This window comes from Tahibacter amnicola (genome assembly GCF_025398735.1).
Taxonomy (GTDB): domain Bacteria; phylum Pseudomonadota; class Gammaproteobacteria; order Xanthomonadales; family Rhodanobacteraceae; genus Tahibacter; species Tahibacter amnicola.
Map to the genome: position 1 here is coordinate 5,912,645 of NZ_CP104694.1, position 16,663 is coordinate 5,929,307.

The window sequence follows — 16,663 nt, forward strand, 5'->3', positions numbered from 1 at the left end:
GGTGGCACCGTCGCCGGCCCAGGCCGGCGACAGTGACTTCTCGCCCTACGGTTTCTCGACCACGATACGACCGGCCTTGGATTGGGCCTGCACGGTGCGGTCATACATCGACTCGCCAAAGGCCGGCGGCACGACGAAGCTGCCCACGTTGATGGCCTTGATGCGGTACACGAACTCGCGGACGTCGGTCGTGGCAGTACCGTAGATCACGATGCGGTCGTCGCGCACATCGATGTATTCCGGCTGCCAGGTGGAACTGGACAGGCCCACCGAACCACGCCAGACCGGCGCGACCGCTGCTTCGCCTGCCTCACCCTCTTCCGACGGCGTCGGCGCCGCCGGGATCTCCTGCACCGGCTCGAAACCGCCAGGCAACAAATCCACAATAGCGGTATTTCCCACACCGTCCGCGCGCGTGGAGCGGATCTTCAGGTGCACGGTCAACTCTTCACCGAGCACGGCCTTGTCGACCACGCGGCCGTCCTTGTCGTGGAATTCCCGCACCACTTCGAGGCCCTCCTTGCGTTCGACATCCGGTGGCTGGCGATCAAAACCGGTCTGGCTGACGCTGTACCAGGTCGCCAGATCCGCCGGATTTTCCACCCGCACCGCGGTGGCCGCGCCACTGAACGTACCGCGCGACACCAGGCCTTCGGACTTGCCGATGACCTTGGCCGTGCCATCGGCGAGCACTTCCGACAAGGTGATCGGCGCACCTTCCGCTCCGATCTGCGTGGCATAGGCATCGAGCGCCAGGATCGTCGTCGCCGACGACAGCGTGTTGAACCAGCCTTTCTGCAGGACCCGGACGATGTTCTGCAGTCCCTGCGCCGGCAGGGCCTTGGCGCGTTCGGGGAAGTGCCTGGATATCACGTACAGCGTGCCCGCGTCGCGGATCAGCGGATCGTGGTAGCGCTCGTAGCGCCACTCTGCTTCCTCGGCGCTGCGCAGCAGGCGTTTCTCGGGGCCTTCGATCAGCTTGTTGGCTTCCTTGTCTTCCTTGAGCAACTTGAGCGCCGCCGCCAGATGGGAGGCGGCGATGTCGTGGGTCCAGACCTTGTCGAAACGTTCCTCCAGGCGCTGGCGAACCGACGCCAACGCATTCGTGGTGACCTGACCCTGGCGCGTAAGCACATACACCGCGAAGGCACGCTCGCGCAGACCGTGCAGCGATCCGTCGCTTTCATTGGTGGCCAGTTGCTGCAGGTAGCCGTTGGCCCGGTCGAGCAGGTCTGCCGGCACGGCCCAGCCCCGCTCCTTGGCCTCGACCAGGAACAAGGTTGCGTAGACCGACACGTAGCGCTCCGCCGTGGGACTGGACGTCCACAACCCGAAGCCGCCTTCGGCGTTCTGGCGCGACCGCAACACCGACAGGGCCTCCTTGAAGCCATCGGCGTTGGTCTTGGCCGAATCGTCACGACCCACCGCACCGAACTCCGGATGCTTGGCAAACACCAGCGCCGGCACGGCCCGGCTGAGCAACTGCTCCGTGCACTGGTGCGGGAAGCTGCCCAGGTAGCTGCCCAGGCCCTTGGCCAGCACCAGCGGCACGTGGGACGCCGCGGCATCGCGCTTGGCAAATGCATCGAACATCGATCGCAATGGCTTGACGTCGACCTGGCCGCGATCGATGTTACCGACGGCCACTTCCGTGCGGTAAGCCACGGCTGGACGTACCGAGAAATCGACCGACTGGCGTGCCGCCTTGTCGGTGCTGGAAGCCGTGAACTTCAGGGTCGCCGCACCCGGCTCGCCCTTGGCGCGCAACCGGAACACCACCACGCCTTCGCGCAACTCGCCCAGGGCCAGATCCTGCGCGCCGTCACCGACGACTTCCACCTGTTCCGACGGCTCCAGTTTCACGCTGACCGGTACGGCCTTGCCACCCAGCCCGGTGAGATTGTTCGCAACACCCACGCTGACATCGAACTCATCGCCCGGCGCCACCATTGCCGGCACGTTCGGCGACAGCACGAAATCGCCGCGAACCGTGGTGGATCCGGTGAACGTGCCGATCTTGTCCGGCGACGCCGCCACGGCCATCACGCGCAGCTTGCCGTTGAAATCATCAGGCACCGTCCATTTGAATTCCTTCTCGCCATTGACGTCGACAAGGCCGGACCAGTACGCCACCGGCGGCTTGCGCTTCTTCTTGAACGGATTGAGGTGCTTGCCGAGCAGCCCGTCCGCATCACCACCCGGTGCGGCCATGCCCGCGAGCTTGGCAAATTCCGGGAGGATCAGATCCAGGATCTGGCTGGTGGATACTTCCAGCATGCGTTTCTGGAAAAAGTGATCCAGCGGGTCGCCGAGCGAATAGCGCGCGACCTGCAGAATACCTTCGTCAACGGCGAACACCGTCACGCGCGAAGCAGGACCGGCGCCGACCTTCATCGTCAGCACCTCACCCGGCTTGATCAGCGCAGGCGTGACCACCTCCAGCGGATTCTTGCGCGCCGCGCGATTGACCGAGAACGGCGCAATGCCGTAGCTGAGCGGGCTCATGAATATTTCGTCGGAAGCCGGATCGCGCACGTATTGCACGTTCACGTAACCGTTGCCCTCGAAATCCGCTGGCACGCGGATGCGCTGCACCGAACCGGTGGTGGACGACTTGAACCAGGCGTGCGCATAGACCTTCTCGCGCTCGAGCGTGATCAGGCCCGCGCCGGCGTAGGGCGCGCGCACGGCGATCTCGATCTCCTCGCCCGGCGCGTAGTCCTTCTTCGACAGCGCCAGCTGCAGCTCCGCATTCCGTTCGAGCGAGCGCGCCACGTTGGCCTCGCCGGCAACGGAGTAGCTCACCTGGTTGAGGGTCTCGCCACGGGCATTCTTGATCAGCAGGGCGAACTCGCCCGGCGTCTGGGTCGGCAGGCGATAATCGATGCCAGCCGCCGGAATCTTGAACGCCTCTTCCTTGAGCGGCACTTCGCGAAGGCGCGATTGGTACTTGTACACGCCTGAGTCCTGTTTGGTCAGCACGGATACGTAACGTCGCTCGACCATCACCGCCTTGAGCCCTTCCACCGCGGTCCGCTTGGCCTGCGGGTCGATGGCGATCAGGTTCACCGAGCGCTCGGCATCCCGCGTGACGTAGCTCAGATCGTCGGCTGCCTTTACGCCAACCAGGTAGTCGAGCGACGACACCAGGCTGGTCGTCTCGGTACTGACGCCGCGGCCGCCCTCGGCCTCGTAGGCGCGGGCCAGAAAGTGCAACCGGTAGGTGGCCGTACCGTACTTGGTCAGGTCCAGCGGGAAGATCGCGTCGCCCTTGTCGTCGGTCGCCTGCTCGCCCAACTGCTCGCTGTAGCCCTCTTTCGCCTTCTGCGGGTCGTGGAACACGTGCTGCGGAAAACTGCGGAACACGGGCAGGACAGGCGAGAGATTCAGTACCGCCTCGACGCGACGATCCTGCGCCGGCGTGCCGAAGAGGTTCTGGACGTTGACGCGCGCCGACAGGTCGACCGGCTTGATCCAGCCTTCCACCACCTCCTGCGACAAGCGCACGGTTGCTTTCATGCGGTCGGGCAGGAATTCCTTCACCTGCACGGTGGTCGAGCCCAGCAACAGTGTCGTGCCGTTCTCTTTCACTAGCGACAAGTTGACCGTCCACGCACCCGTCGGCGACGTTTCCTGCGTGGTGTAGGCCAGTTCCTCGAAGCCCGCCTCGCCCATGCGCACCTTGCGGCGGTCCACGGACAGGCCACGCGCGTCGAGAATCTCCACTTCCAGCGGCACGCCGACGAGCGATTTCGTCCAGTCCGCGGCGCGCACGATCATGCCGACATGGAAGGTATCGCCCGGGCGGTACAGGCCGCGGTCGGAGAAGAGATAGGCCGTCAACTGGCCTGCGTCACGCGCGTTGCGGATGCCGCCGACATCAAAGCGCGAGAAGTCCAGGCGCCGATCCTGCGTACCATAGGGCAGGAACGACAGGTCATCGCCTTTCTTCACCACGAACAGCGCCGGCTGCTTCTCGCGGGTGAACGCATCCAGGGCCGCGAAGTGCGCCTTGCCGCCGGCGTCGCTCGACTCCTGCGCCAGCGCCTGGCCGTTGCGGCCCAGGATCTGGATCGACGCACCATCCACCGGCGTTCCATCAGCGATGGACTGGACGAACACATCCAGGCTGCCGTCCATCGACTTCTTCACCACCAGCCCGAGATCGGTAACGACGATGAAGCGTGCGTCGGTCAGTTCCGAGGTGTCCTCGGAGTAACCGTCACCTTCGTACTCGCCTTCGTATTCACCCTCATACTCGCCCTCATCGCTCACGGCGGCTTCGGCGGGCGCGGTGAATTCGTCCTTCTTCGTTTCGGCGGGCGTGTCGGTACTCGGATCGTAGTTCTTGAGCTTGACCAGGAACACGCCACGGCGGCCGTCGCCCAGGTACTTGGCCAGGTCAACGCCCTCGTAGTGCGCCTTCTTCGGATCATCCATCTGGAAGGCCAGCTTTTGCTCAAAGCGTTCGGTGATCTGGTCCGGCGACATCGCGCCCAGCTGCGGCTGCGCGAAGGTGCCGTGATTGAAGGTCACCAGGTGCTGCAACTGATCGGGTAGCACGCGGGCGATCTCCAGCGCCATGCCGGGAACGTTGCGCGACACCACCGCGATGCGCTTCTCGCCCGACATCGACAGCAGCGCGCCTTCGGCCATGAACTTGAGCATGCGCGGGTACTCCGGCACGCGGACGACGTTGTGCGCCGTGTCGCCCAGCACGTAGCCGCCGAAGGAACGCATTCCCTTGGCGACCTGCACGTAGACGTAGCGGCCAGGATCGGCGTGGTACTTGAAGCTGTGCGTGGTGGAATATTCCAGCTCCGCCGCGACAGGCTCCAGGTCCAGCGGCTGGGCGACCTTGAGCACCTTCATGTCGACATCGCCGTAGGACCAGTCCCAGGTCTCCTCACGCCGGTCTTCGGGCGCGAACGGGTTGGTGACGGGCAACAGCCACGCCTTGGTGCTGCTCACCATGGGTTTTTCGCCCACGGCGTGCGACAGGTTGAACATCAATACCTGTTCGGGCTCGAACTGGGAGTTATCCACCAGGGTGGCGTCGATACCGGACAGGCCCAGGCTGTAGAGGCCCGGCACGGAAATCTTGGCGCTGAGTGCCTTGTCCAGGGGCTTGCCGCCCTGCGCAGCGGCAAGATCCTTGTCGATGGTGATTTCCAGGGTGGTCGAATCCTTGGGCAGTGCGAGCGGTTCAGAGTGCACCCAGGCCGCCAGTTTGTACTTGTCGTAATTGACCACCGCCTTGCGCGGCTCGGCCTTGGGATTGGGCTTGGCCTTCGCGTCGTAGGTCAAAAGCGTCAGCGTGATGTGCTTTTCGAATTCGGCGGGATCCACCGGATGCGAGAACGTCACGTGGGCGATGGTCTTCTTCATCGCCGCGTCTTCCGGGTCCTGGTAGAACTCGGTGTTGGCAATCTTGGCGACGAAGGGCGCCGTGCGGAACTCGAACTGGTCCTCGCCGATGCGCACCTGCGGTGGGAACAGCACGGCCTTGTCGAAATGGACGGTGTAGCTGGCGCCGATCGGCCAGTCGTTCTTCGGCCGGAACGTCAGGAAGCGGTCGTTGTTCCAGTGCCAGGTGCCTTCCACCGGCGGTTCGATGCGCACGCCCTCGGTGACATCCTTGGAAACCTGTTCGATCCGCGCCACGGACGCCGAAAACTGCACATTCAACGGGCTCGTCACGACGGTGCCGTCGTCCTGGAAGCGCGTGACCGGCGGCGCCATCACCTTGAAGGTGGCCGGTACCGGCTCCGGCGGCCGTGGACGGTCACGCCAGGCGACGTAGCCGAACCAGCCTGCGGCTGCCACGACCGCGACGCCGCCCAGCACGCCCAAAGTCGTCCCCGGCCGCGCCCGCACCCCGTTGTAGGCCGCCAGCCCGCCGCGCTCGGCGGCCAGCATCCATCCGGGCGCCTGCCACGACACGCGTCCGACAAAAACGGACAGCAGGCGTCCGAGCAGCAGCAACACAAACGACAACAGGCGCCACAGCCCGACCACGAGCAGCAGCGGCAGACGCGCGATCGCGCGAAGCAGATCCATCGAATTTCCCCAATGAGGTGCGGCGAGGTCACGCCGCTGGCTCCGCGGCGTGTCAGGCAATGGTTCCCGACTGCGCCGGTCCAGGCAAGCCATCTTGCCGGACGGCGCTATTGGCGCACCGGCCTGTGGCCGTTTCGGGGCAGATTCGTGCCGAACCCTGTCGGCCGAGGGAAAAGCCCGTTGCCGGTTATCCGGCCGCTCCCGTTCGTCAGCCGGCCACTGCCGTCCAGCGAAAACTTTTCTTACACCCGGGGTCGCCAACGCGCGTTATTGTCCCCTTTGCCGGAAAATCCCAACCGGGATGGTCGAATCGCCGCGGGCGGTTCCGGGGGGCGTCATGCACACATCCGACGTCGCGATCGCGTGGTTTTCGCGCGACGACTACGACCAGATCCGGTCACTGGTGCCGGACCGGACCTGGCGCGGCACCTACGACGACTGGCTCGACGATGCGGAGCAGGCCATCCGCGGCCTCGAGGCCAAGGGCATGCACGCCGTGAAGGCCCATATCCACGCCGACACCTTTGCCACCTGGTGCCGCCTGACCGCCCGGGCGGCCAACAATGCGGCGCTGGACGACTTCGCCAACAACCTCGCGGGCAAGACTGCCATCCAGACGCATATCACGCTGGGTTGATGCTGCCGGGCGCCGGGCACTGCACCGGGCCAACTGGCACGGGTACGGCCACCGCGCATTGCCGATAATGCCGGTTGATGCGAACTCATCAGAAGTGGTTGGTCGCCGCTCTGTGCATCGGCGTAGCCGGTGCCCTGCTTTCCGGTCGGGGCACGCACGACCGCGGCCCCGGTGTACTGGCGCCTGACATCCCGCACCAGTCCGAACTTGCCGGACCCGCTCCGGTCTTGCCCGATATCGCCGGGATGCAGCTCACGCCCAAAGCCCGATTTGCCATCACCGCGCGCGTGCTCTCCAGCGAAACCTATCGTTTCGATCCGTTGGCCAGCCTGGTGCCGGTCGATCTTGCGCTAGGCTGGGGACGTATGTCGGATTCGGACGTCCTCAAGGACGTCGCGATCTCCCAGTCCAACCGTTTCTACTGGTGGAAGGTGAAGGAGTTCCCGATTCCGCAGCGCGAGATCATCGAATCGAGCGCCAATATGCATCTCATCCCTGCCGACGCGGGCGTGGACCGGCTGATCCGCCGGGCGCGCACCGGCGACGTGGTGCGCTTCGAGGGATTCCTCGTCAGCGTCACGGACGGCAAAGGCGGCCACTGGACCAGCTCGATGACCCGCGCCGACAGCGGCGCCGGCGCCTGCGAACTGATCTATGTCGAATCGTTTTCGATCGAGCCGCCGGGCGCCTGACCACAATGCTGCATTGCGTACACCTGGACAGTTTTACAGCACCTGTGACGCGGTCGGGACGCCGACCGGGCAGCTGACGCCCGTGCCACCAAGCCCGCAGTAACCGTCGGGATTTTTCGCCAGGTACTGCTGGTGGTAGTCCTCGGCGTAGTAAAACGAAACGTCCTGGCGGATCTCCGTCGTGATCGCGCCGTACCCGGCGACGCCCAGCGCACGCTGGAAGGCGTCACGCGAACGCAGCGCGCGCGCATGCTGGTCAGCGTCGCTGCAGTAGATTGCCGAACGGTACTGGGTGCCACGATCGTTGCCCTGGCGCATGCCCTGGGTCGGATCGTGGTTCTCCCAGAATACGGCCAGGAGGTGTTCCAGCGAGACGACACTTTCGTCATAGACCACCAGCACGACTTCCGTGTGGCCGGTCTGTCCGGAGCAGACTTCCTCGTAGGTCGGATTCGGCGTGTAGCCGCCCGCGTAGCCCACGGCCGTGCTGTAGACACCGGGCAGGCTCCAGAACTTGCGTTCGGCGCCCCAGAAGCAGCCCATGCCGACCTGCAGCCGTGCCATCCCCTCGAACGAGCCGCGCAGGGGATGGCCATTGACGTAGTGATGATTCACCAGGGGCATCGGGGTATCGCGGCCGGCGAGGGCGGCAGCGGGCTCAACCATGCGTTGCTTGAAGGCTCCGATTCCGAGCATGTGTTTCTCTCCTCTTCGGCCACAGGACCGGCACGGACGCCAGGATATTGCACCACGTCGCCGGCGTGCCGGGCGTCAATAGCTCAGGCGCGCCGCGCGGTGAATGCGCTGGCCACGAAGATGCCAGCCAGGGAGACGACCAGGCCGATCCAGTCCCATTGGACGGTCGGCCGCGCGAACAGGATCACATCGAGGACGAAGGAAAGTCCGGGCTGCAGCAGCAGGAGCAGGCCCACCAGGGAAGCCGGCAGCTGGGGCATGGCGCGGGCGATCAGCAGCCAGCCCAGCACCTGGCCGAACAGGGCCAGCGCCAGCAGTGCGCCGAGCGATTGCAGGTCGGGAATCGCGAAACTGTTCCCCTCCACGCCGATCGCCACGGCGAGCACACCGGCACACAGCAACGAGTTCAGGCACAGCAGAAAGGCCGGCGAGGCGCCCAGCTTCTCCTTCTGCGCATGGCGGAAGCTGAGCATGTAGGCGGCATAGGCAATGCCCGTGAGAATCCCGTAGATCACTCCCAGGCGGTATTGCGCGTCGACCATCGACCAGTTGCGGCCGATCAGCATCCACAAGCCGGCGAAGGCCAACGCAAGACCAGCCAGGAATGGCGACCCCAGGCGCTCGCGATACAGCCACACCCCGCCCAGGGCCATTACGAAGACCTGGAAATTGCCCAGCAGGGTCGCAAGACCCGGGCCCACGTCGCGGATGCTCCGATGCCACAGCAGCAGGTCGACGGCAAAGGCAACTGCCGGAAAGGCCATCCAGGCAAGATCACGCCGCGTCGGGCTGCGCCACTGTCCCTGCGCCAGCAGGATGCCCAGCAGCATCACACCACCAAAACCCATGCGGTAGAACGCCGATACGCTCGGCGCAACGTGCGCGTATTTGACGAAGATCCCGGTGGTGGAGATCAGCGCGGCGCCCGCGACCATGGCCAGCAGCGCCGGCCGCGGCACCGGGTTCATCGGGTGGCCTTGTGGGCGTTGCGCTGCTCGGCCTCGGCGTCGGCCAGCCAGGATTTGAGCGCCGGCAGGCCAAGCAGCGCACCGACATACTCGCGTTCGATCGGCCCCACATCGATACCGTAGCTGGTAATGCGCAGCGCGACCGGCGCGTACATCGCATCGGCAATGCTGAATCCGCCGAACAGGAACGGCCCGCCGTAACGGTTACGGCAGTCACGCCAGAGCGTGGCGATGCGGTCAACGTCCCGGCGCGCCTCCGCGCTGATCGGGTCGCGCGTGCGCCGCACGCAATCCATCGGGCATTCGCTGCGCAGGGCCTGGAATCCTGAATGCATTTCGGCACTGACGGCCCGCGCATGCGCCCGCGTCGCGCGGTCGGCCGGCCAGCCGGCACCCTCGAGCCAGCGTTCGTTGCTGTACTCCAGGATCGCCAGCGAATCCCACACGACCAGCTCGCCATCCTGCAGGACCGGCACGCGGCCCGTGGGCGAATAGCGGCCGATGGTGGCGTAGAACTCCGGCGTATCCAGCGGCAGCCGGATTTCGGCGAAGTCGACGTCAAAATGCTTGAGCAGCAGCCAGGGCCGCAGCGACCAGGAAGAAAAATTCTTGTTGCCGATGACGAGTGTCGGCCGGGTTGATGACGTCATGTCGTACTCCGCGCGAACGCACCAGGGAAGGCACGGCGGAAAGGCATCGGAACGGCCGGCTGCGAGTGCCGGCGTTCCGCCACACCGGCAACGTGTGCCGGCCTGCGCCATGCGGATCCGCGAGCGTAACAGAGGGGGTACGGCGACGCGCATGCGACTTTGGCAGGTCCCGGCCGGAGCCGGGACGATGCCTGCAGCCGGTTCAACGCCGGGTCTGGCGATCGTGCTTCTGGCGGTAAATCGAGCGGCTGGCGCGATCCTGCATCTGTTCCAGGCGGATGCGCTCCGCCGGCCCCAGATACCCGTCGGCGCGGGCATTGCGTTCGAACGCACGGATGTGGCGCTGCTGGCTGCGCAGCGCGTGCGATTCCCGGGCGGTGAGCTGGCCCGAGTGTTCGCCGGCCACGATGCGGTGGTGCTGATGCGCCTGGCGGGCATCCACCCGCGGGCACCCGGCGGCCTGCGCGACGGAGCTGGCGGCAAGCAGCACGGCCAGGGCGAAAAGGACACGTTTCATGGTGAGGTTCCCGGTTGACCAGCGGTTGCTGGTACTTCCGGAAAACGCCACTCCCGCTAGCCTGTTGACGGTGTGGCCGCCCGTGTTGCCCCTCGTTCAGCCGGCGGCGACCTGTACGGCGTCGCGACGAAAGTGGCCTCCGATGGAATACGTGCGCCGCTGCGCGGCTACGATGATCTCCTGCGCCACGCGGATGCGGCCCAGCGCCGCCGGGTGGCGGGTTGTGTCGGCAAGGCGAACCAGGCTGGCCGAGGCCAGGGCCAGGCCCGCCGCGTCACGGACCAGGCCCGCATGGCGCCACATCAGGTCACGAATCGCGGTGTCGATCTGCGCCGGGACGGGTTCCAGGTGCGCCGCATCGAGATCCGCTGACGACTCGCCGGATGGCGCAGCGGCGTCCGACAGCGCCAGCCGCTGTCCCAGTGCGCGGCCGAAGACAAGCCCTTCGAGCAGCGAATTGCTGGCCAGGCGATTGGCACCGTGCACACCCGTGCACGCCACCTCGCCGACTGCGTAGAGTCCGGGCACGGTCGTCGCACCGTCGGCATCTACGCGCACGCCGCCCATGTGGTAATGCTGCGCGGGTACCACCGGAATCGGTTCGCGCCGCGGATCAATGCCGCGCGCCTGGCAGCTGGCGAACACCGTCGGGAACTTCTCCGGAAAAGCCGCACCGACGGCACGCGTTGCATCGAGTACGACGCGTTCGCCGCGTTCAAGCTCGGCCCACACGGCACGCGACACCACGTCGCGCGGCGCCAGCTCCGCATCAGGCGAATGCGCCAGCATGAAGCGCCGGCCACTGCGATTGAGCAAAACGGCGCCCGCGCCACGCAGGGCCTCGGTGAGCAGCGGCAACTGGCCGCTGTGATCGCCGACCGGCGCCAGTGCCGTGGGATGGAACTGCACGAACTCCATATCCGCCACCGCGGCGCCGGCGGCCAATGCCAGGGCCAGTCCGGACGCATCCGCTGTGGCCGGATTGGTGGTGTAGCGGTACAACGCCCCGACGCCGCCGGTGGCCAGGATAACAGCGGGCGCGTGCAGCGTCGCGACTTCCGTGCGGTGCTGCACACGCAGGCCGACGGTCTGTCCGTCGCGTTGCAGCAGCGCCATCGCCTGGCAGTACTCAAAAAGGTGGACATGTGCCGCCGAACGCGCGGCGGCCGCAAGACCGCGCATCACCTCGGCGCCACTGGCATCGCCGCAGGCATGCACGATGCGCGCGCGCGAGTGCGCCGCCTCGCGTCCGAGCGCGTAGCCGGTGCCGGCGCGGTCGAAGTCCACGCCCAGTGCGTCCAGCCAGGCAATCGCGGCCGGCGCCGCTTCGACGAGGCGCCGCACACTGGCGGTGTTGTTGAGGTGCGCGCCGGCAGCCATCGTGTCACGCGCGTGCAATGCCGGGCTGTCGTCTGCCGCGAGCGCGGCGGCGATTCCACCCTGGGCCCAGGTGCTCGCGCCGTCGCGTGCCAGTTCGCCACGGGTCACTACGGCTACACGGCGCGGCGCGGCGGCCAGCGCGGCGCTGAGGCCGGCAATACCCGAACCGACGACGATGACGTCGAATTCCCTACCACGATCACGCAAGTTGCTGCTCATGGAATAGCGCCGCCATTACTCGGGGAACGAACGGATCACGTCGATGGTGCCGACGATGTTGTCGTTGAGGGCATCCAGATCTTCCGCCGGAACCCACCATTCCGTATGGCTGCTGCCGCCCACGCACCGCAACGGATAGCGCGCCATGAAACTGGCACGCACGTGGAAACGCGTGACGTAGCCCGAGCCGCTGGCGGGTACGTTCCAGTCGCGGGCGATCTGCACGGCGTATTCCTCGTTGGTCACCGGGTAGAAGATGGGCTGGTCCGGCAGTCGCGGCGGCCAGCACCGGAAGCCGCTCTGGCGGACCAGTTCCAGCTCGTGCGGACCAGTCGGGCGGTAGAGAACGACGGTGTCTTCCATAGGTGCTCCGCAGGACAACTCAGGCGTGCTGCGGCTCAGGCCGCTTCCTTGCGCCCGATCGCCAGCATGCGTTCCACCGCCTGGCGCGCCCGCACGGCGATGGCCGGGTCCACCACGACTTCGTGCTGGAGATGCAACAGCGCGTCATGGATGCGCGGCAAGGTGATGCGCTTCATATGCGGGCACAGGTTGCAGGGACGCGTGAATTCGATATCCGGGAACTCGACGGCGACGTTGTCGCTCATCGAACACTCGGTGATCATCACGACCCGGCGCGGACGACGCTCGTTGAGGTGCGTGATCATGGCCGCCGTCGAACCGACGAAATCGGCTTCGCGCAGCACGTCCTGCGGGCATTCGGGGTGCGCCAGGATGCGCACAGCGCCATGCATGCGGCGGTAGGCGCGCAGCTCCTCGCCGGTGAACCGCTCGTGCACCTCGCAGGAGCCTTCCCAAAGGATGACTTTCACGTCGGTCTTGGAAGCCACGTACTGGCCGAGGTATTTGTCCGGCAGGAAGATCACGCGATCCACGCCAAGCGACTCGACGATGTGCACCGCGTTGGCCGAGGTGCAGCAGACATCAGATTCGGCCTTCACGTCCGCCGAGGTGTTGACGTAGGTGACGACCGGAACGCCCGGATACTTCGCCTTGAGCAGGCGCACATCCTCGGCGGTGATCGATTCGGCCAGCGAGCAACCCGCGCCGGGGTCCGGAATCAGGACGGTCTTGTCCGGATTGAGCACCTTCGCGGTCTCGGCCATGAAGTGCACGCCGCACTGGACGATCACATCGGCCTCGGTGCGCGCCGCCTGCTGCGCCAGGGCCAGCGAATCGCCGGTGATGTCGGCAACCGTGTGAAAGATCTCCGGTGTCTGGTAGTTGTGCGCCAGGATCACCGCGTTGCGCTGCTTCTTCAGGCGCTGGATGGCGTCGATCCACGGCAGGTGGGTGTGCCATTCCAGCTCGGGGATCACGTCCCGGACGCGGGCATACAGGGGCGCGTAACGATCAAGCAGCGCCGACGACAGTTCCGGCAGCACGCCGGGCAGCAGGGAAAGCGTAGCCATTACGACCTCTTATGCTCAGGATGAGCATATCTGGGCGGCTTATGCTACGGATGAGCATAAGCGTCGTCAAATGACCGTCATGAGGCGGCCCGCCCTGGACATTTCGTTCGATTGCCCTGCCTGACACCGTTTGCAGTGTCAGAAGAACAGTTTCCGCATTCCTGGCACATGGGCCGCACCGTCAGCGTGGTGCGCCGCGACACAGACGTTTACCTGTCGTCACAGCGCCTCGCCGGCCCAGCCCGGATCCATCGCTGCCTGTTCGCGACTTTCGGCAAGCGCCTCGTCGATGCGCTGCACAACGTCCTGCGCCTGCGCTTCGTGGTGATCGGCGACCATCACGTTGACCAGCCCCAGCAGCGGCAGATCGCCCAGTGCACCGACCAGGTATTCGCCGCCCACGTGCGCCGGGATTCCCGCGTCTTCCAGTGCGTGTTTCACCAGGTGCGCGTCGATGATGTTCTCGGCCCGGTAGACGATCCGCATGGCGCTGTCTCCTGCTTTCAACGCCACCGTACCCCCCTCTTCGCATCGCGGTCAAAACGCGTATGCTCAGCACTTTGACCACGGGCTTGACCGGATGGATCTGCACCAGCACCTGCGGCTGATGGCCGATTACCATTACTGGGCGCTGCAACGGCTCTACGCCGAGGTGGACGAACTGTCCGACGACGACTACCGCGCTGACTGCGGACAGTTCTTCAAAAGCATACATGGCACGCTAAACCACATTTTGCTGGCCGAGCAGATCTGGCAAGCAAGAATGGCCGGCACGCCCCATTCCTTCACGCGGCTGGACCAGGAAATCGAGTCCGATCGCGACAAATTGCGCGACCATATGCTGGCATTTTGTCGCGGATGGCGCCCGTTTGTGGACAAATTGACACCGGAACAAGTCGCCGGCGATCTTGACTACCTCAATCTGAAGGGCGAACCCTTCACGATGCCTTTCGCATCGCTCGTGTTACATGTGTTCAACCACGCGACGCATCACCGTGGACAGGCCTCGATTGGCCTGATGCACTTCGGCCGCCCTGCACCGGTAATGGATCTGCCCTATTTCCTGATCGGACTACCGCGCGAACGACTGCATGCCCCCTGACCCGCACGCCACGACCACCGTCCCTGCCGCCGCGACGCTCGCACCGTCGACGCACACGGCGTTCGCGCGTTCGTGCGGCCCCGTCCTTCGAAGAAACCAACGACGACCATGATGTCGACTCTTCTGGTCCGCCCCCTGAGGCGGCCAAGTACCGCTACGAGGATCCGCTCGCCATCGGCACGCGCGAGTGCATGCTGGAACTGCTGGCCGCCGGTGGAGATGGCGCCAGCATCTGCCCCAGCGACGCCGCCAAGGCCCTGGCCGCCCGGTTTGGCGGTGAATGGCGCGATCTGATGCGACCGGTGCGCCTGGTCGCGGCCGAACTGGTGCGCGAAGGACTGCTGGAAATCACCCAGAACGGCAAGGCCGTCAACATTCTCGACGCGCGCGGGCCTGTGCGCCTGCGTCGCCGCCTGGGCTGAATCGCCGGACCGGCGGAGCCGGCCCGGTTCGTGTTTTTGGCGCTGCGGCCGTAAACTCGCGGGTCTGCCTTTGCGACCGTTACGGCCCGCGATCCATGAATAACGAAGCCCCACTGCACAATCATTTCATCCGCCAGATCGTCATCGACGATCGCGCCGCCGGCAAGCATGCCGGCCAGGTCGCCACGCGTTTTCCGCCCGAACCCAACGGCTACCTGCACATCGGGCACGCCAAGTCGATCTGCCTGAATTTCGGCATCGCCGGCGAGTTCGGCGGCCGCTGCAACCTGCGTTTTGACGACACCAACCCCACCAAGGAAGACGTGGAGTTTGTCGAATCCATCAAGGAAGACGTGCGCTGGCTCGGCTTCTCCTGGAACGAGCTGCGCCATGCCTCCGACTATTTCGAGGTGTTCTACCAGTGCGCGGAGAAACTCATCCGCGACGGCAAGGCCTTCGTCTGCGACCTGACGGCCGAGCAGGTGCGCGAGTACCGCGGCACGCTGACTGAACCGGGCCGCAACTCGCCCTTCCGCGACCGCAGCGTCGAGGAAAACCTGGATCTGTTCCGCCGCATGCGCGCCGGCGAGTTCCCGGACGGCGCCCGTACCCTGCGCGTCAAGATCGACATGAGCTCGGGCAACATCAACCTGCGCGACCCGGCGATCTATCGCATCCGCCATGTGGAGCACCAGAACACTGGCAATGCGTGGTGCATCTACCCGATGTACGACTACGCTCACTGTATCTCCGACGCCGTGGAAGGCATCACGCACTCGCTGTGCACGCTGGAATTTGAAGATCACCGTCCGTTGTACGACTGGTGCCTGCGCGAAATCGACCTGCCGGGCCATCCGGAACTGGTGCAGTCGCTGGTCGACCGGGGGTTGCCCACGCCAGTGCGTACGCCCCAGCAGATCGAATTCTCGCGGCTCAATCTCGATTTCACCGTGATGTCCAAGCGCAAGCTCATGGCGCTGGTGCAGGAAGGCCTCGTCGACGGCTGGAACGATCCGCGCATGCCCACCCTCTCGGGCGTGCGTCGGCGCGGATTCCCGGCCGCGGCGCTGCGGGCACTGTGCGAACGCGTGGGCGTGACCAAGCAGAACAGCGTCATTGAGTTCTCGGTGCTGGAAGGTTGCGTGCGCGAGGAACTCGATGCCAATGCGGCACGCCGCCTCGCCGTGATCGATCCGCTCAAGCTGGTCATCACCAACCTGCAGGCGGACCACGAAGAGACGCTGACGTTTCCGAATCACCCGAAGAACGAAGCCTTCGGCAACCGCAGCGTGCCGTTCTCGCCCGAGCTGTGGATCGAGCGCGAGGACTTCATGGAAGTGCCGCCCAAGGGCTTCCACCGCCTGGTGCCCGGCGGCGAAGTGCGACTGCGCGGCGTTGGCATCGTCAAATGCGAGAAACTGGAAAAAGATGCATCGGGCGCTGTGATCGAAGTGCACTGCACGCTTGATCCGGAAACCCGGCCCGGCCATTCCGGCGCCGATCGCAAGGTGAAGGGCACGATCCACTGGGTCAGCGCGCGCCACGCGATTGCCGCCGAGATCCGCCTGTATGACCGCCTGTTCAATGTCGCGGACCCCGACGATGACAGCGACGGCAAGACCTACCGCGATCACCTCAACCCGGACTCCAAGCGCGTGGTACAGGGCTGGATCGAACCGGCCGCGGCCCGGGCCGACGCAGAAACGGCATTCCAGTTTGAACGCCTCGGCTATTTCGTCGCAGACCGCTACGACCACCGTAGCGACAAGCCCGTGTTCAATCGTGCCGTGACTCTGCGCGACTCGTGGGCGAAGGTGAAGTAAGCCACTGTGCTGATGCGGCTGCCGCGGGCGGCCGCACCCTCCCGGCGGACCGGCAGGTGGTCCG

The 16,663-nt window shown here is 65.5% G+C and carries 14 protein-coding genes and 1 pseudogene; 5 read left to right on the forward strand and 10 right to left on the reverse strand.

Annotated elements, in window-relative coordinates; translation table 11 throughout:
* Positions 1 to 45: 45 nt before the first annotated feature.
* The gene (locus N4264_RS23325) at positions 46 to 4,584 is read right to left on the reverse strand and encodes an alpha-2-macroglobulin family protein (protein ID WP_425508361.1); all 4,539 of its coding nucleotides are present in this window, start codon (positions 4,582 to 4,584) and stop codon (positions 46 to 48) included.
* A gap of 939 nt (positions 4,585 to 5,523) precedes the next feature.
* Positions 5,524 to 6,153, reverse strand: a pseudogene (locus tag N4264_RS25940) (Ig-like domain-containing protein); the annotation flags it as partial.
* Between the two features lie 244 nt (positions 6,154 to 6,397).
* On the opposite strand from N4264_RS25940, the gene N4264_RS23330 reads away from it, so the two are divergent.
* Together N4264_RS23330 and N4264_RS23335 are read left to right on the forward strand one after the other, a co-directional pair.
* Positions 6,398 to 6,697, forward strand: coding sequence for a hypothetical protein (locus N4264_RS23330; RefSeq protein WP_261694612.1), 300 nt, complete (start codon positions 6,398 to 6,400; stop codon positions 6,695 to 6,697).
* 77 nt (positions 6,698 to 6,774) lie between these two features.
* A complete protein-coding gene (locus N4264_RS23335) occupies positions 6,775 to 7,389 on the forward strand; it encodes a hypothetical protein (protein WP_261694613.1) in 615 nt (204 codons plus the stop codon).
* A gap of 33 nt (positions 7,390 to 7,422) precedes the next feature.
* Here N4264_RS23335 and msrA read toward each other — a convergent pair whose 3' ends face one another.
* The 8 genes from msrA to N4264_RS23375 all read right to left on the reverse strand — a co-directional run bounded on the left by msrA (position 7,423) and on the right by N4264_RS23375 (position 13,738).
* Entirely contained in the window at positions 7,423 to 8,085 is a 663-nt protein-coding gene (msrA, locus tag N4264_RS23340) for a peptide-methionine (S)-S-oxide reductase MsrA (protein WP_261694614.1), read from the reverse strand.
* A gap of 83 nt (positions 8,086 to 8,168) precedes the next feature.
* Positions 8,169 to 9,053 carry a DMT family transporter gene (locus N4264_RS23345; RefSeq protein WP_261694615.1) on the reverse strand — a complete coding sequence of 295 codons (885 nt, stop codon included), beginning with the start codon at positions 9,051 to 9,053 and terminating at the stop codon, positions 8,169 to 8,171.
* On the reverse strand, positions 9,050 to 9,703 hold the full coding sequence (locus tag N4264_RS23350) for a glutathione S-transferase family protein (RefSeq protein WP_261694616.1): 654 nt from the start codon (positions 9,701 to 9,703) through the stop codon (positions 9,050 to 9,052). The genes N4264_RS23345 and N4264_RS23350 overlap by 4 nt, the downstream gene beginning before the upstream one ends.
* Positions 9,704 to 9,905: 202 nt before the next feature.
* Positions 9,906 to 10,220, reverse strand: a complete 315-nt coding sequence (locus tag N4264_RS23355) for a hypothetical protein (protein ID WP_261694617.1) — start codon at positions 10,218 to 10,220, stop codon at positions 9,906 to 9,908.
* A gap of 96 nt (positions 10,221 to 10,316) precedes the next feature.
* The gene (locus N4264_RS23360) at positions 10,317 to 11,819 is read right to left on the reverse strand and encodes an L-aspartate oxidase (protein WP_261694618.1); all 1,503 of its coding nucleotides are present in this window, start codon (positions 11,817 to 11,819) and stop codon (positions 10,317 to 10,319) included.
* Positions 11,820 to 11,834: 15 nt separating this feature from the next.
* Complete coding sequence (locus tag N4264_RS23365) at positions 11,835 to 12,182, reverse strand: ADP-ribosylation/crystallin J1 (RefSeq protein ID WP_261694619.1); 348 nt, start codon at positions 12,180 to 12,182, stop codon at positions 11,835 to 11,837.
* Between the two features lie 35 nt (positions 12,183 to 12,217).
* On the reverse strand, positions 12,218 to 13,252 hold the full coding sequence (gene nadA / locus N4264_RS23370) for a quinolinate synthase NadA (RefSeq protein WP_261694620.1): 1,035 nt from the start codon (positions 13,250 to 13,252) through the stop codon (positions 12,218 to 12,220).
* A 219-nt stretch (positions 13,253 to 13,471) separates the two neighbouring features.
* Positions 13,472 to 13,738 (reverse strand): putative signal transducing protein, encoded by a 267-nt coding sequence (locus N4264_RS23375; RefSeq protein WP_261694621.1) that lies wholly within the window; start codon positions 13,736 to 13,738, stop codon positions 13,472 to 13,474.
* On the opposite strand from N4264_RS23375, the gene N4264_RS23380 reads away from it, so the two are divergent.
* The 3 genes from N4264_RS23380 to N4264_RS23390 all read left to right on the forward strand — a co-directional run bounded on the left by N4264_RS23380 (position 13,737) and on the right by N4264_RS23390 (position 16,599).
* Positions 13,737 to 14,354: a DinB family protein gene (locus tag N4264_RS23380; RefSeq protein WP_261694622.1), complete on the forward strand. Its 618-nt coding sequence runs from the start codon at positions 13,737 to 13,739 to the stop codon at positions 14,352 to 14,354. The two genes, N4264_RS23375 and N4264_RS23380, sit on opposite strands and share 2 nt — an antisense overlap.
* Before the next feature lie 191 nt (positions 14,355 to 14,545).
* Positions 14,546 to 14,776, forward strand: coding sequence for a DUF3253 domain-containing protein (locus N4264_RS23385; protein ID WP_261694623.1), 231 nt, complete (start codon positions 14,546 to 14,548; stop codon positions 14,774 to 14,776).
* Between the two features lie 95 nt (positions 14,777 to 14,871).
* Positions 14,872 to 16,599 (forward strand): glutamine--tRNA ligase/YqeY domain fusion protein, encoded by a 1,728-nt coding sequence (locus N4264_RS23390; RefSeq protein ID WP_261694624.1) that lies wholly within the window; start codon positions 14,872 to 14,874, stop codon positions 16,597 to 16,599.
* Positions 16,600 to 16,663: the final 64 nt, after the last annotated feature.

Excerpts from the sequence above, each read along its gene's own strand:
- N4264_RS23375 (WP_261694621.1), bottom strand. The coding sequence starts at position 13,738 with ATGCGGATCGTCTACCGGGCCGAGAACATCATCGACGCGCACCTGGTG.
- N4264_RS23325 (WP_425508361.1), bottom strand. The coding sequence starts at position 4,584 with ATGGCGCTGGAGATCGCCCGCGTGCTACCCGATCAGTTGCAGCACCTG.
- N4264_RS23380 (WP_261694622.1), top strand. The coding sequence starts at position 13,737 with ATGGCGCTGTCTCCTGCTTTCAACGCCACCGTACCCCCCTCTTCGCAT.
- msrA (WP_261694614.1), bottom strand. The coding sequence starts at position 8,085 with ATGCTCGGAATCGGAGCCTTCAAGCAACGCATGGTTGAGCCCGCTGCC.
- N4264_RS23335 (WP_261694613.1), top strand. The coding sequence starts at position 6,775 with ATGCGAACTCATCAGAAGTGGTTGGTCGCCGCTCTGTGCATCGGCGTA.
- N4264_RS23360 (WP_261694618.1), bottom strand. The coding sequence starts at position 11,819 with ATGAGCAGCAACTTGCGTGATCGTGGTAGGGAATTCGACGTCATCGTC.
- N4264_RS23330 (WP_261694612.1), top strand. The coding sequence starts at position 6,398 with ATGCACACATCCGACGTCGCGATCGCGTGGTTTTCGCGCGACGACTAC.
- N4264_RS23365 (WP_261694619.1), bottom strand. The coding sequence starts at position 12,182 with ATGGAAGACACCGTCGTTCTCTACCGCCCGACTGGTCCGCACGAGCTG.
- N4264_RS23385 (WP_261694623.1), top strand. The coding sequence starts at position 14,546 with ATGCTGGAACTGCTGGCCGCCGGTGGAGATGGCGCCAGCATCTGCCCC.
- N4264_RS23390 (WP_261694624.1), top strand. The coding sequence starts at position 14,872 with ATGAATAACGAAGCCCCACTGCACAATCATTTCATCCGCCAGATCGTC.
- N4264_RS23355 (WP_261694617.1), bottom strand. The coding sequence starts at position 10,220 with ATGAAACGTGTCCTTTTCGCCCTGGCCGTGCTGCTTGCCGCCAGCTCC.
- N4264_RS23350 (WP_261694616.1), bottom strand. The coding sequence starts at position 9,703 with ATGACGTCATCAACCCGGCCGACACTCGTCATCGGCAACAAGAATTTT.
- N4264_RS23345 (WP_261694615.1), bottom strand. The coding sequence starts at position 9,053 with ATGAACCCGGTGCCGCGGCCGGCGCTGCTGGCCATGGTCGCGGGCGCC.
- nadA (WP_261694620.1), bottom strand. The coding sequence starts at position 13,252 with ATGGCTACGCTTTCCCTGCTGCCCGGCGTGCTGCCGGAACTGTCGTCG.